The organism is Shewanella jiangmenensis (assembly GCF_018596335.1).
GTDB lineage: Bacteria > Pseudomonadota > Gammaproteobacteria > Enterobacterales > Shewanellaceae > Shewanella > Shewanella jiangmenensis.
Window position 1 is genome coordinate 378581 of the sequence record NZ_JAHEPS010000004.1, and the last position, 14352, is coordinate 392932.

A 14352-nucleotide genomic window follows, 5' to 3' on the forward strand; every position below is an offset into this window, starting at 1 on the left:
TTCTGGTGGCGGCGCTGAAACTTACTGGCGCTCGCGTGGCTCATGGCGTTCACGGGGCTCCTGGCGCTCACGCTGCGCTGCCCGGTCGTGGTTCATGCCGCGCTCGCTTGACTGCTGCCGCTCACGGACCTGTGCCCGTTCCTGGCTCATGCCGCGGTCTCGCTCTGGCTGCTGGCTGCGCTGCTCACGCTGAGGTTCACGCATCTGCTCGCGCTGAGGCTGGCGCATTTGTTCGCGCTGCTGTTCACGCATCTGCTCGCGCACGGCGGGCTGTTCACGCTCGCGGCTCTGTTGCAGCTGGTCACGGGTACGGGCCTGATCGCGTTCTTTTGGCTCGTTGATGCGCCAGCCGCCGTTGGCTTTATCCAGACGTTCATCGCGGACGCGTTGCTCGTTTTGCTCCCGTGAGCGACTGTCGTTCAGCTCGCGGCTGCGGCTGTCATTGCGGGCCTCATTACGGGCATCGTTTCGCGCGTCGTTACGGGCTTCGCTGCGCATCTCATTGCGGTTGTCGCCCTTGTCTCTGGTGCGCAGCTCGCCTTGCTCTCTTGAGCCTGCATCCCGTGAGCGATGTTCGTTGCCGTTCATCCGTGCCTTGAACTCCTGCTCCCGCGCCTGGCTGATGGTGCGCGGCTGGATGTCGCGGCGGTCAAGGCCTCCGTTTTCACTGCTGATACTGCGGCGGGCCACTTCTTCACGGTGCAGATGCTGGCGCTCCATCCGGCTTGGGGTGTGGTCGTGGTAGCGTTTACGCACGTCCATGCTGCGATACTCCACCCCACGGCGATGGCCGGGGTTGTGGCGCCAGCGCTGGGCACCATGGCTGATGGCGTATCTTGGCTCCGGCGGACGCTTGTAGTGATGGTGGTGGTGCACTATCACGTGGCGGTCGTACCAATGGAAATTGGAGAAGTAAAAGTTAAACGAGATGCTGATGCCCGAATGCCAGCCAAAGTGACGATGGTAGCTCACATAGCCGGGGAAGGGCGCCCAGTACACAGGTGGGTACAGGTGCCAGCGCCAGCGGCCGTACACCACACGCGGGTCGTAGTAGGGCACATAAATCACCTCAGGGCGGGGCGATTCGATAATGATTTGAGTGGGTTGGCGTTTTACCACCAGATTTTCGCCGCCATCAAGGTTACCGGCTCGGTCGGCTTCGCGGCGCAGCATCTGAATGGTATCGAGCACGTCTTCTTCGTCGGCGAGGAAGGCATCACCCAGATCCCGGGTCCAGTCGAGGTCGTCGCTCATCCGTTCAAGCACATCGGGGAAGGCAACCAGTGCGGTTACGCTTGGGTCCCAGCCTTGCTTCTCGGCCTTGTCCATCATCTTTTTCGGGCTGAGCTTGCGGTTTTTTTCGCGCCAGCGGCTCGCCTCAACCACTTCGAGCGGGTAGCTCGAGGCAATCAGAATGTGGGTCAGCAGGGTGTCCGGATACAGAGCGACCGGCGCCAGCAGCCGGGCCAGTTCGGCCTCGGAAAAACGCTCGGAACGGATCTCGCTGTCGTCGGGATATTCTGCCTTCGCCACTGAGGTGCAACCGGCAAACAGCGGCAGGCAAATCAGGGCTGACAGCAGTTGAATTCGAATAGACCTGTTCATAGGGCCTCCTTGACAGTACCGGCAGTTCGCCAGTTTGTGTCAGCTTACAAAGCCCAAGATGAACAAAGGCTGAAGAGTCTCAGGCTCATCACGCGGATTAAAAAAGCAGCAAGACAGATGGCCGCAGAGGTAGATGCGCTGTGGCTGCAGTGGTTGTCGGTAGCGGCTGCAGAAATTTGGGCTGTCAGTACTTGGTTGTCATTTCGGCGGTCGCCTTCTCATGATTTCAGATATCCGTTACAACTACTCATCTGCACCTTGCTGGCTGGCCGAATAGCCCTTAGATACCTGCATAGGCTCGGGGCTGCAAAGTACTCAATCGATAATCAAAGGACTGATTTATGACCACCAAAGCTACCCGGGGACTGCTGCCAATCGCCCTGCTTGCGGCCACCACATCGGCCTCGGCTGTCGCCGACAACAAAGAAGAGCTGGCCAAGCAGTTGGCCAATCCGGTCGCTTCTCTTATCAGCGTGCCGATACAGGCAAACTACGACACCAACCTTGGCTCGAATGACGGCGGTGAGCGGCTGCTTATCAATGTGCAGCCGGTGGTGCCTTTTTCCCTGAATGATGAGTGGAACCTGATTTCCCGCACCATCTTACCTGTGGTGTCGCAGCAGGATATTTTCCCCGGCGCCGGCGACCAGTTTGGTCTGGGAGATGCGGTGCAAAGCCTGTTCTTTTCGCCCAAGGCGGTTGGTGCCAGCGGCTGGATTTGGGGCGCAGGGCCGGTGATGCTGCTGCCAACGGCCAGCGAAAAACTGATCGGCGCCGATAAATGGGGGCTTGGCCCGACCGGAGTGATGCTGAAACAGCAGGGCCCCTGGACCTATGGCTTGCTGGCCAACCATATCTGGTCGGTGGGCGGTAAGGGTAACGCCGACATCAATGCCACCTTTTTGCAGCCGTTTTTGGTGTACACCACGCCAAGCGCCTATTCCCTTTCGTTCAATACCGAATCCACCTACGACTGGGAGTCACAGCAATGGGCTGTGCCGCTGAACCTTAACCTGGCAAAGATCACCAAGATTGGCGATCAACTGGTCAGCTTTGGCGGCGGCATACGTTACTGGCTCGATGGCCCTGAAACCGGCGCCGAAGGCTTTGGTGTACGCCTCACTTTTACCCTGATGTTTCCGAGCTGAAGCTAACGCTGAGGCTCGTGATAAGGTTCAAGCTGAGGCGCATGGCGAGGGTGGGCTTGACTGTTCCGGGGAGCCGAACTTTCGTAGGGGATCCTTCGCAGGCGATCCAGGCTGATGCAGGTCAGCCTGGTTGTCGCAGATAAGCCCAATTGTCGAAAGTGAGATTAGTTTTCACGGACAAGGGCTTTGCCAAGCAGGCTGATAGCCGCTGCGAGCAGCACCAGATCTTTCAGCAAAAACTGTCCCGGTACCACCGAAATGGCCGGAAAGCCACCAAGGCTTGGTTCGGTGATGGGGGCGCTCAGCAAAAAGCTGCTGGTGACCGCAAAAGTCAGGGCTGCGCTCGCGGCGCCGACAATGGCTATTGAGCGGTGAAGCGGTGCCAGCAGCAGTGCCAGCGCTGTAGCCACTTCAATGGTGCCAATCAGGTTTGACGTTGCCTGCAAACTCAATATGCCATAAAGCCAACTGGTCAGCGGGCTTGAGGCAACCAAACCCTCAATGGCACCGGCCTCGTAACCGGTGAATTTCATCGCTCCAATCCAGCCAAGTACGATAACGATGGAATATTTAAGGCCTTGGTCGGCAAACTTATTGATGCTGTGGCCAAGGGCGCTGCCGGCGCGGTGTGAGGTAAAGTCAGTCATGATATTGCTCCTTGTTGATAAATCGGGTGTTGCCGGGGTGCGAAACGCAGCCTGCCAGCCCGGGGTTACGGGTGCTTGTTAACTGCGGCGCTTGATGCCCTGAGCCTGTAAAACCCGCTCAAACTCGCCTGCTTTAATGGCGTCCATCAGGTCCTGATTGCCGCCGATGTGCACCTTGCCAACAAAGATTTGCGGCACGGTTTTGCGCTCGCTGCGGCGCAGCATTTCGTTCAGCAGCTCGTCATCGTCGGTCACATCAAACTCGCGAAATGTCAGGCCCTTTGCGGTCAGGGTCTGTTTGGCGGCTTTGCAGTGCGGGCAATAGCCTTTGGTGTAAATCTCAATCTGTGCCATGTCGGTACTCCGGTGTGGTTTGGGTGTGTGACTAATTTAGCCATTGCGACCTATACTATCTATGCGTGATAATCTCGAATTGATACATTGATGGTCTTGTTGGTGCCGATGATTGCGAGCCCCGCTCTGAGCAAGAGCGCTGCGTCAGGGCTTTGAGTCAGGGCTTTGATTAATCGCGGTACCAATTGATTAGCCAGATAAGCCGGGCGGCGGAATGAGGAGAGGTGCATGGAAGTATTGAGCGACATTCTGCGGGCCATTCGGGTGGTCGGCAGTGTGTATTTTTGCAGTCAGGTAGAAGCGCCCTGGAGCAAGAGCTTTACCGATGTCGAGCATGCCAGTTTTCATATGATCCGCCGCGGTGCCTGCTGGGCGAAAGTGGATGGCGTGGTTGAACGGCTGGAAGAGGGCGACCTGATTTTTCTTGGCGCGGGGCAGGATCATCTGCTCACCAGTCAGTCGCCCGGGCCCGGGTTTGCCGACATCAGCGAGCCGATACTGCTGCTTTGTGGCTCATTCAGTTTCAGTCGCAGCGCCACCACGCCACTGCTGGATGTGTTGCCGCGCGTTACCATAGTGCGCGATAAGGATCTGGCCAATTATCCCTGGCTTCGCAGTACCTTCAGTCAGTTAAGTGCCGAGTACATGGCTCAGGGGCCCGGGTCGGAGCTGATTGTGAATAAGCTGACCGAAATCATTCTGGTGGAGCTTATCCGCATCAATTTTGGTCGCAGCCAGCAAAGCCCATTTCTTGATGCACTCAACGACAAACGCATCGCCCGCGCGCTGCAACTGCTGCACCAGCGCCCCGAATTTGGCTGGACCTTACAGTCACTCGCCAGCGAAATTGGCATGTCGCGGGCTGCCTTCGCCAGCCGCTTCAGCGCTCTGGTCGGCCGCCCCATGTTTGAATACCTGACCCAACTGCGGATGCAAAAGGCACAGGAGCTACTCAGCGAGTCTTTACTGCCTATCGACGATATTGCTGAGCGCGTAGGCTACGGCTCCGAACGTGCCTTTACCCTGACATTCAAAAAGCACACGGGCACCACGCCCACCCGATTCCGAGGCCGGTAGGGATTAAGGCCGTATCCCATAAGCAATAGCCAGAGAAATGCCAAGAAATGCGGACAGCCAGATCTCTTTTCCTAACGGTGGAAATCGATTGCTGCCGTTTGTGATGGCTGGATTCAAAGCCAAGATCGCACAAAGCCCCTGGTTTTGGCTTGTTGCAGGCGGATGCCAAGTGAATAGGCTGAATTTGGTGCATACCAACCCCCTGAGTTGGCCAGCGTTGGTAAAGATATCGGGTGAGGTTTGGACTAGTTGGGGTGTATTGCACAGCTGTACTGCTTACCTCTGCACCATTTGCCACCGGTTTTGGCTTTCATCGTGCACATGGCCTCCCACCTGCCGCTGATGCCACTGTATTGGCGGCGAAACTCTTTTGCTGAAGTAATCCAGGCGTCATCGCTAATGCCAAGTTCGAGCAGCAGCCTTGGTCTGGAGGCGGCGATAAAGCCACGTTTGTCGCTGCGCACCGCGCGCCCCGTCCAGTCAATCAGTTCAAGGTAGTCGGAAAAGTGAAACGGAATACCGCTTTGTTCGGCCGCCGTTGCGGCGCCATCGAATGGCAGCAATGGTTTGAGCGAGGTGGAGTTTTCCTGAGCGGGGCCTTTTGAAGAATTGGCTGATTGGGGTTCTTTAAGTTCTGCAATCCGTTCCTGAATCGACGTGTAATCTGAGGATTGCAGTGAGTCAGCAACGCCTGCGCGGATGGGGTTTAAATCGACGTACATCATGCAGGCGAGCAGTGCCTGTTCATCAAGTAGCGCCTGTGATTTAAAGCGCCCTTCCCAAAATACGCCTTTGCAGTCATCTTCCCGATTGGCCTTGCGGGCAATCTCTTCGTTCAGGCAGCGCATAAACCAGCTAATACTGCCAAGTCGCTCCTGCCAATCGCTGATTAAGCTATCGACTAAGATGCGCTCACTTTCTGACAGACTCTCGCCGTTGAGGAATTTTGCGGCCGCGGGATTGCCGCAAAAGAGTCGTGTCCAGCGTTCAATTATCTCGAATGGTGATAGTGCCTTTTGAGCCATCAGGTCGATTTTAAGTACCAAATGATAGTGATTTGACATGATTGCGTAGGAGCAGACATCAATACAGAATACCGAAGACAACTGCCTGATTTTATCCACTATCCAGCCACGGCGATGCTCATAGCTACGGCCTGAAAGCGCATCCTCGCCACACAAAAATGCCCGTCTGACACAACGATTAATCACATGGTAGAAGGGCGTACTTTCGGCATCAATCAACTGACGGCGGGCAGTGGTCATGGCAAAGCTCAACTGGTTCAAAGGAGGTATTTCAAAGCCTAGTTGAGGAAGGTGGGTTTATCAAAAAGGTCTGGCTGTCCTCACACGGAAATATTCCAAGAGGGGATTGCTGTAGATCCCCTCTTGGTCGGGTGTGGGTTGAAGACCCACGACTTCAGTCGCTTGCAAAGCGACTTCGAACAGACTTTCAGTCGTTAAGTCAAACGACAAAGAAGTCACTGGTGAAACGACACCTCAAACTTCGCTCCACCGAGCAACTCACTGCGTTCGACCCGCAGGCGTCCCTGATAGGCATCGGTCAGATCCCGCACTATCGCAAGCCCAATTCCATGGCCTTTGTCGTAGGTGTCGGCGCGCATGCCGCGCTCAAAAATCTTCTCCCGCATAGATTCATCCACCCCGGGGCCGTCGTCTTCCACACACAGGCGCAGGCTGCCATCGAGCTTACTGGCAGAGAGGCGTACCCGTTTGCTCGCGGCCTTGCAGGCGTTGTCGAGCAGGTTACCCAAAAGCTCGGTCAAATCGCCCTTATCGCCCTTGAACACCAGTTCTGGGGTGAGCGCCAGCTCGATGTCGATGGCCTTATCACGATGGATTTTGCCAAGGCTGCGGCTTAAGCGTTCTGCCTGGGGCAGGATTTCTACCCCCTGGTGCCACGAGGCGGCGCCGGCGCTTTGGGCACGTTTAAGCTGATGGCTGATGGAGTGGCTGATGCTGTCTACCTGCTCCATCACCGCATCATCAAGGCCCGGGTGGCTTTGCAGTACCGCCAGCGGGGTTTTGAGGCTGTGGGCCAGATCAGACAGGGCATTGCGGTAGCGCTTGCGCTGGTTTTGCTCTGTGGTGAGCAGCGAATTGAGCTGATGCACCAGCGGCCCGAGTTCTTTAGGATAGTCGCTGTCGATGCGCTCTTTTTCGCCAAGCTCCACCGCTTTCAGTTCGGTTTCAAAGCGGCTGATGGGCTTGATGGTCCAGCGCAGCCACAGGCCAAGCACCAGCGCCAGCAGTATCATGGTGGCGAGCAGATAGCGCCACAGCCTGCCTTTGAAAGAGTCGAGCGCCTCGTGAAAGCGCAGCTGTGATTTAAGAATATGCACAGTGACCGGCACATCGCGGCCGTCGCTCTCATACAGGGCGGTGTAGCTCATCACAAACAGCGGCTCGCCGGTCAGCGAGGTGTCGCCAAAGCTGCGGGCATCGAGGCCCGCTGGCGGCGGGGTTAAATCGGGCAGCGGGTCGCGGGCGATCAGCGAGCCTGAGCGCCATACCACGTCGTGGTCGGGCAGGGTGACTATGGCATAAAGGCCTGAGCTGTCGACGTTGAACAGTGGGTCGGGCAACATGGCGGGCATTTCCAGCTCGCCTTCGATGACGTCGGCCTGAGCCAACACCGAATACACCAGGGCGCTCATTTCATCGCGGCTGGAGGCAAGCACTTCGCGCTCAAACGCCTGATACAGCGCAAGCCCGAGTGCCGGCAGCAGCAACAGCATCAGCACGCTGGCGCTGACAAAAAGGCGGGTTTTCAGCGACAGCCGTTCAAGCCGGCGCTGCAGCGGCGCGAATTTCGCGGTCTTACCGGTAATTGTTTCAGGCATCGCCAAGTACGTTCAGGCGGTAGCCCTGTCCACGCAGGGTTTCAATCAGGCCAAGCTCGTTGTCGGGGTCGAGCTTTTTACGCAGGCGGCGGATAAAGACTTCAATCACGTTGGAGTCGAGGTCAAAGTCCTGATCGTAAATATGTTCGGTGAGCACGCTTTTGGACTGCACTTCGCCCTGATGCAGCATTAAAAATTGCAGCAGGCGAAACTCGGAGGCCGAGAGGCTGACCCGCTCGCCGCCAAGCAGCACTTCGCCGCTGGCGGTGTTGAGGCTGACCGGGCCGTTATGAATGACCGGGCTGGCCTTGCCGGCGCTGCGGCGGATAAGCGCCTTTAAGCGTGACGCGAGCTCACGGGGATGAAACGGCTTGGTGAGGTAATCGTCGGCGCCGGCATCGAGTCCCTCGACCTTGTCTTCCCAGCCATCGCGGGCGGTCAGAATAAGAATGGGGAAATCGCGCCCGGCCGCACGCAGTTTGCCGATAAGGCTGATGCCATCGAGTTTGGGCAGGCCAACATCGATAATGGCAGCGTCGTAATCGTACTCAAGCCCCTGAAAAAGCCCGAGTTCGCCATCGGCAGCCATATCCACGCTGTAGAGGTTTTCTCTTAGGTGCTCGCTTAAGTTTGCCGCAAGCTGAGCATCGTCTTCGACCAGAAGCAGGCGCATGGTTAGTCTCTCCATACCCGGCCGGTGCGGGCGTCCACGGCGACATTGAATACTTTACCGTCGCTGCTGATCATCTTGACCCGATAGCCCGGGCCGCCGTTAATCTGGCTGCGGCTGACCTTGAGCACTGTGCCCTGAAAGCGTCCGGCGGCCATGCTGGCGGCCTGATCGGCACTGGTCACGGCCAATGATTGCTGCTCGCGGTTATTGGCCTGCGCTTCAGGCAGCAGCGGCGGCGTCAGGTTCAGGCTTAAACCCAGCAAAAATGTCAGCAAGATCCGGTATTTCATATCTTTTATCTCAGCTTCGGCTTAGTGCCAGTGTAAAAGATCCCCCGCCGATAGGAAAGCTGCGGATAAGTTCGCGCCTGCCTATTTCAAAGCCTGTGGCCGCCGATTTGTTTACGGCGCTCAGGCATTGTGGGCAAACCTTAAGCGCCGGTGGCTGAACATTGGCTGAAAGGCGTGGGCGCGCCAGGCAAGTGTCAGCCACAAGTTGCTCATGTACATGTCGGCAAGCAGAAAGTTGCCCGGCAGAAACCCGCCCAGCGTGTTCAGGAGGCGTTCATATTCGCCTTGGTGTAATGGCGTCAATTACCCAAACCTGAGGTCTGTATCATGTCAGTATTCCCATCTTCCGCAGCCCTGTTTGTTAAAAAGCTTTCTGTGCTGGCGCTTGTTGGCGCCTGCTTTGGCCTGTACGCCAACGCCAGTGACTTAAACAGTGCCGGCACTGAGCCTGCGCCCATGGCCGCCTCGGTCGGCACCAAGCTGACCGAAAAGCCGCGCGATGAGCGTTACGTGGATGAAACCACCGCCGAGGCGCTCAAAGCGCGGGTGCAGACCATTCAGGCGCTGCCTGCCGAGCCCAAGCTCCGCTCTCAAGTGATAGCCGAAACCGAGCGTTCGGCCAAACTGCAACGCAGCCGTCAGCAAAGCTATGGCGTGTATCATGATTTCAGCTTTTACGGCGCCTTTTCGCGCCTGTTTGAAGACCGCGACTACGATGGCTTTCACCGCAGCTTTTCGGTGACCTTTGATGCGGATCTGTACTCCAACATTCCGAACGAAGCTGTGCCCGTGTACGCCGAGCTGTACCTGAGCCGCAATGGCGGTGAGTGGGTGCGCTATTTCAGCACCGAGACTTTTTATATCAGCGGCGCCAATGAGCTGGATGACTACGAGGTGGTCACCACCCTGGCCCAGGGCTATGTGACCGGCCATTACGACGTGCTGATTGACCTGTATGAAGTGGGTTACAGCGACATAGTGGCCACCATCAGCTCGGACGATACCAACGGCCTGTATGCCCTGCCGCTGGAGAGCGCCAACTACGACCGCGAAGAAGAAGTGGTGGTGGAAGTGGAAGCCGGTGGCAGTGTGGGTGCCGGGTTGCTGGCCATCCTTATCTTCGCCCTGCTGGCCCGCCGCCGCGAACGCGACCGCGATTGAGGCTGAGCTGAAAACCAAAGATTTTGAAATTCAGGGCCTGAAATCAAGAACCTCAAACTCACACCCAGACCCTAAACCCAGACCCCAAACCCAGACCCAAAACCCTGAAGTGATAAAAAGCCGCTGACTCAACCACAGCGGCTTTTTCTTTGATAAAGGCGATTAATCAAGGCTGTCGAGCCAGTCGAGCATTTGCTGCTGATGTTCACCCAGCAAGGGCGGCGGCAGCGGCGAGTTCAGCGCCTCGCCATCTATCCTGAGCGGGCTGCCGACAAAGGGCAGCGACTCGCCGTTAAAGTCGCGTCTTATCTGCATTTGCCGCGCCTGTGCCTGAGGCTCGGCCAGCGCCTCTTCGACCGAATTGATGGGACCGGCGGGTACCCCTGCGCCGTGCAGCAGGGCAAGCCATTCATCGCGCCCTTTGCCAAGCAGCGCCTTTTTGATAAGCGGCAGTAACTGCTCGCGGTGCTCGACCCTGGCGCTGTTACTGGCAAAGCGGGGATCCTTGATGAGCGCATCCAGCCCTGCCAGCTCGCAAAAGCGGGCAAACTGACCATCGTTGCCGACCGCCAGAATTAAATGTCCATCGGCACAGGCAAAGGCCTGATAGGGCACGATATTGGGGTGAGCATTGCCAAGTCGGGGCGGATTTTTGCCGCTGGCGAGGAAGTTTTGCGCCTGATTGGCGAGCATGGCGAGCTGCACATCAAACAGCGCCACATCGATATGGCAGCCGATGCCTGAGCTTTGGCGCGCCACCACAGCGGCGAGAATGGCGTTTGATGCATAAAGTCCGGTAAACAGATCGGTAATGGCAACGCCGGTCTTCATTGGCTCGCTGGCATTATCTTTGCTGTCATCATCTTTGCCGGCAGTGCCGGTGAGGCTCATCAGGCCGCCCATGGCCTGGATCATAAAGTCGTAGCCTGCGCGGGGCGCATCCGGTCCGGTTTGGCCAAAGCCGGTGATGGAGCAGTAAATCAGCCTTGGATTGAGCGCAATAAGGCTTTCATAATCAAGGCCATATTTGGCAAGGCCGCCTACTTTGAAGTTTTCCAGCACTATGTCGCAGTGGCGGGCCAGTTTATAGAGCCGCTGCAAATCCTCCACCTTGCCAAAGTCGAGTACCAGGGACTTTTTGCCGCGGTTGGCGGCAAGAAAATAGGCCGCATCGCCCTCGCTGTGGCCACCGGCAAAGGGTGGCCCCCAGTGGCGGGTATCATCGCCGCAGGGGCTCTCAATTTTAATCACCTCGGCACCCATGTCGGCCAGCAGCTGGCTGCACCATGGCCCGGCCAATACCCGCGATAAATCCAGTACCCGCAGGCCTTTGAGTGGTTGTTTCATGCAGTATCCCTTGGGCTGCGAAGCGGCGGTGGCGCGAGGCAGTGATTGCAGTTTTATGGCCGGTTTACAGCTTCTTTTTGTTGGAATTAGCGCCACTATTGACTTTATCCCTGTCGCTCCCTAGTCTGCAAGGTCAGTTATCAAGGTGGTATGCAATGGATATAAAGTACAATTTAAAACCCGCATCAGAGCGCCGCACTGAACCTTTTGTCCCTCAGGGAGAGGTGGGCTTTGGCAAACTCAGAACCGACCATATGTTCATGATGGATTACAAGGACGGCCAGTGGCAAAACGCCCGCATCCTGCCTTACGGTCCGTTTGAAATGATGCCCGGCGCCATGGCGCTGCATTATGGTCAGTCCATCTTCGAAGGCGCCAAGGCCTTTATGCATGACGATGGCGAGATTTATACCTTCCGTCTCGACAAAAATGCCCAGCGGCTCAATCGCTCTGCGGACATTGTCTGTATCCCGACTATCCCTGAAGAAGTGCAGCTTGAGGCCATCAACGCCCTGATTGATGTGGACCGTTTGTGGTTCCCGCGTCAGGCCGGTGCCTGCCTCTACATTCGCCCTTTTATTTTTGCCACTGAAGACAGATTGTCGGTAAGCCCCGCCAGCCAGTACACCTTCTGCGTAGTTCTGAGCCCAAGCGGCGCTTATTACGGCAAAGATTTAAGCGCTATCCGCCTGCTTATCACCACTAAGTACCACCGCGCGGTATCGGGCGGCACGGGTGCCTCCAAGGTGGCCGGTAACTACGCTGCGTCACTGCGTGCCGGCAAAGCCGCCGCTGAATACGGTGCTGCCCAGGTGCTGTATCTGGATGCCTCTAACCAGTACATTGAAGAAGTGGGCGCCATGAATCACTTCCATATCCGTAAAGACGGCACCTTGGTGATCCCGGAATTTACCGACACCATTCTGCGCTCCATCACCTCCGAGTCGATTCTGGCGCTGGGTGAAGAGCTTGGCTTTAAGGTGCGTCAGGAAACCGTAAAACTCACGGATTTCATTGCCGATATCGAAGCCGGTGAAATCGTCGAGGCCGGTGGTTTTGGTACCGCCGCCGTGGTATCGCCGGTTGGCTCCTACATTTTTGAAGACGGCCGCATCGTGACCGTGGGTGACGGGCTGGTGGGCGAGCGTATTCGCCACATCTACAAGGTGTACACCGAGATGCAAAAGGGCCTGCGCCCTGCACCGGCTGGCTGGGTGCGTAAAGTCGAGCGCCGCGGCTGACAGGCAACTGACAACTCAGTCAGACAGTACTGTTCAGAAAGTGCAAAAGGCTCCCTCGGGAGCCTTTTTGCTGGGCGCAGTTTGCCCTAAAAGTGCAGTATCGAGCTTAGCTGCACATAGCTTGAGTCGCCCTGGGCTTGGCTGCGGTAGGGGTTGGCCTTATCGCGCACCAGATAGTGGCCGAGTTCAATTCCGATACTGAGATTGGCGCGTAAATCGTGAAACAGATTGAGTGCCAGGTGGCCGCGGCGGTTTTGCTCCGCTTCGGTGTCAATCAGCCCCAGATACAGGTTACTGCGGCTTGACTCAGTCAGATGATGCCGAAGGGACAGCATGCCGCCTCGGGTCAGCTCCGGCTGGTTATTGAATACGTCCGCCGCCGCCGAGGTGCCGATGTAGCGGCCAAGGTGTCCGTAATGCAGCTGCCACACCAGCTCGCTCTGTGGATTAATCCGCAAAAGACCCGAGAGCGAGGTACCAAAGGCAGCTTGCTGTGAGCCGTCGATGGGCAGGCTGCGAGCCAGCGCGGCAACAGAGACATTGCCCCAGTCCGCATCATGGCTGTATTTGACTATCAGGTCCGGCAGCGCCATATCGGCCTCGGGTGTGGCCGTTTCGTCATAATCCCGGGTGAGCCAGGCCGGGTTTTCCAGCGCAAATTGCCAGCTGCCCCGGGTGAAGCGCAGCTGAGCCTGACGTACCATGGCTTCGCCCACCAGCGCACCGCCAAGGTTGGCCGATTCGGGAAAGCTTGCGGTATTGACGAGGGTTGACCAGGTTTGCCCGGCAGTAAATCCCTGGTAGCTCAAGTAAGCGTGCCGCAGCCGGGGCGAATAGCTGTTGGAGACGTAAGTGTTGCCCTGAGCAGAGCCTGCAAAGTCGATTTCGGCGTAGGCCCGGAGGCTATCATCGGGGTTGCTGCCTTGATTGATGCTCAGGTGAAAACGGCTTTCCTGGGCGCTGAACTGGGTTTGAGTGTGGCGCTGGGCTATGCCTCCGGGGTTGCCATCGAGTATGGGTTTGAAGGCAAGGGTGCCATGGGCCAACTTGGCGTCGGCCTTGATAAAACCGCCACCACTGAACTCAGCCGCAGCAGTCGGCAGGCTTATCAGGGCGCACAGCAGGGCGCTGACAGAGTATTTCATGGTTTGGCGAGTCCGTAAAAAAGGGGGCCGAGGCCCCCAAGGGGAGTGTTACTTTTTGAAGATGGCTTCGTTGCTGCCATAAGGGCCAAGGCCGAGATCGCGCTTGCGGATAACATCGACACGGTCGAAGGCCTCTTCGGCAACCCGCAGGTTTTTCACGTCTTTGCGCCAGTAGTATTTGAAACCATCGAAATGGGCGTTCTTGGGATACCAGTACATCACGCCCAGCCCCTGCTCACTCATGATGGGGGTGTTGTGGATATGGGCGCCGGGAATGTAAAAGTACTGACCTTTTTTCAGTGGCTGGAATTTGTTGTCGGCCAGGGTCGGGCTCTCGCCGGTGACCACGTAGTAGCACTCGGGCTGGCCGTGGAAATGCGGCTCATGGTCGGACTTGCCGCCATTGGTGATGCCAATGACCACCGGGCTGTCGGACAGCTCTTTCCACAGATAGCCCACCGGCGCGTTTTTCAAATCGCAATCCTTGGCTTCAAGGATGTTGCCGTTGTCGTCCATGGTTTTACAAAAGCGCTGGTCGGCGGCAATGCTGTCGTTGGCCTGGATGCTGTTGAAATCGACCTTACCCGCTTCCCAGTCGCGGATGTAGGCCTCTACCTGCGGATCGCGGCACTGCTCGGGCATGGTGTCCTGCGGTGCGTAGGGCGAGCTGTCGTATGGTACCGGCGTCATCTGCTGATAGGGCAGCTGGGCATGGTTGCACTGGGGGCCCTGCGCCAGGGCGCCTGTGCTGATGACGGCTAAGATGGTGGCAAGCATGGATTTATTCATGGTGATCCCCTT

The 14352-nt window shown here is 57.2% G+C and carries 14 protein-coding genes; 4 read left to right on the forward strand and 10 right to left on the reverse strand.

From position 1 onward, the window contains the following. Window positions 1–21 precede the first annotated feature (21 nt). Window positions 22–1605: a DUF3300 domain-containing protein gene (locus tag KJI95_RS12730; RefSeq protein WP_214507577.1), complete on the reverse strand. Its 1584-nt coding sequence runs from the start codon at window positions 1603–1605 to the stop codon at window positions 22–24. 341 nt (window positions 1606–1946) lie between these two features. Here KJI95_RS12730 and KJI95_RS12735 point away from each other — a divergent pair, with 341 nt between their 5' ends. Continuing rightward, complete coding sequence (locus KJI95_RS12735) at window positions 1947–2753, forward strand: transporter (RefSeq protein ID WP_250885803.1); 807 nt, start codon at window positions 1947–1949, stop codon at window positions 2751–2753. A 164-nt stretch (window positions 2754–2917) separates the two neighbouring features. Here the strand turns inward: KJI95_RS12735 and KJI95_RS12740 are convergent, their stop codons facing one another. Beyond that, a complete protein-coding gene (locus tag KJI95_RS12740; RefSeq protein WP_214507578.1) occupies window positions 2918–3400 on the reverse strand; it encodes a YkgB family protein in 483 nt (160 codons plus the stop codon). Window positions 3401–3478: 78 nt separating this feature from the next. Next, window positions 3479–3754: a glutaredoxin 3 gene (gene grxC, locus KJI95_RS12745; protein ID WP_214507579.1), complete on the reverse strand. Its 276-nt coding sequence runs from the start codon at window positions 3752–3754 to the stop codon at window positions 3479–3481. 228 nt (window positions 3755–3982) lie between these two features. Here grxC and KJI95_RS12750 point away from each other — a divergent pair, with 228 nt between their 5' ends. Further along, window positions 3983–4831, forward strand: coding sequence for an AraC family transcriptional regulator (locus KJI95_RS12750; protein WP_214507580.1), 849 nt, complete (start codon window positions 3983–3985; stop codon window positions 4829–4831). A 245-nt stretch (window positions 4832–5076) separates the two neighbouring features. On the opposite strand, the gene KJI95_RS12755 is transcribed toward KJI95_RS12750, so the two are convergent. The 4 genes from KJI95_RS12755 to KJI95_RS12770 all read right to left on the reverse strand — a co-directional run bounded on the left by KJI95_RS12755 (window position 5077) and on the right by KJI95_RS12770 (window position 8657). Further along, on the reverse strand, window positions 5077–6096 hold the full coding sequence (locus KJI95_RS12755) for a transposase (RefSeq protein WP_214507581.1): 1020 nt from the start codon (window positions 6094–6096) through the stop codon (window positions 5077–5079). A 215-nt stretch (window positions 6097–6311) separates the two neighbouring features. Beyond that, a complete protein-coding gene (locus tag KJI95_RS12760) occupies window positions 6312–7694 on the reverse strand; it encodes an ATP-binding protein (RefSeq protein WP_214507582.1) in 1383 nt (460 codons plus the stop codon). Further along, the gene (locus tag KJI95_RS12765) at window positions 7687–8367 is read right to left on the reverse strand and encodes a response regulator transcription factor (RefSeq protein WP_214507583.1); all 681 of its coding nucleotides are present in this window, start codon (window positions 8365–8367) and stop codon (window positions 7687–7689) included. Before KJI95_RS12765 ends, KJI95_RS12760 begins: the two co-directional genes overlap by 8 nt. A 2-nt stretch (window positions 8368–8369) precedes the next feature. Beyond that, the gene (locus KJI95_RS12770; protein ID WP_214507584.1) at window positions 8370–8657 is read right to left on the reverse strand and encodes a PepSY domain-containing protein; all 288 of its coding nucleotides are present in this window, start codon (window positions 8655–8657) and stop codon (window positions 8370–8372) included. Between the two features lie 327 nt (window positions 8658–8984). On the opposite strand from KJI95_RS12770, the gene KJI95_RS12775 reads away from it, so the two are divergent. Next, window positions 8985–9818: a choice-of-anchor H family protein gene (locus tag KJI95_RS12775; RefSeq protein ID WP_214507585.1), complete on the forward strand. Its 834-nt coding sequence runs from the start codon at window positions 8985–8987 to the stop codon at window positions 9816–9818. Between the two features lie 162 nt (window positions 9819–9980). Here the strand turns inward: KJI95_RS12775 and KJI95_RS12780 are convergent, their stop codons facing one another. Continuing rightward, entirely contained in the window at window positions 9981–11165 is a 1185-nt protein-coding gene (locus KJI95_RS12780) for a CaiB/BaiF CoA transferase family protein (RefSeq protein ID WP_214507586.1), read from the reverse strand. A gap of 155 nt (window positions 11166–11320) precedes the next feature. Between KJI95_RS12780 and KJI95_RS12785 the strand changes: the two genes are divergently transcribed. Then, window positions 11321–12406, forward strand: a complete 1086-nt coding sequence (locus KJI95_RS12785) for a branched-chain amino acid aminotransferase (RefSeq protein ID WP_214507587.1) — start codon at window positions 11321–11323, stop codon at window positions 12404–12406. 86 nt (window positions 12407–12492) lie between these two features. On the opposite strand, the gene KJI95_RS12790 is transcribed toward KJI95_RS12785, so the two are convergent. Together KJI95_RS12790 and KJI95_RS12795 are read right to left on the reverse strand one after the other, a co-directional pair. Then, the gene (locus KJI95_RS12790; RefSeq protein WP_214507588.1) at window positions 12493–13551 is read right to left on the reverse strand and encodes a hypothetical protein; all 1059 of its coding nucleotides are present in this window, start codon (window positions 13549–13551) and stop codon (window positions 12493–12495) included. A 48-nt stretch (window positions 13552–13599) separates the two neighbouring features. Then, window positions 13600–14340 (reverse strand): cupin domain-containing protein, encoded by a 741-nt coding sequence (locus KJI95_RS12795; protein ID WP_214507589.1) that lies wholly within the window; start codon window positions 14338–14340, stop codon window positions 13600–13602. Between the last annotated feature and the right edge of the window lie 12 nt (window positions 14341–14352).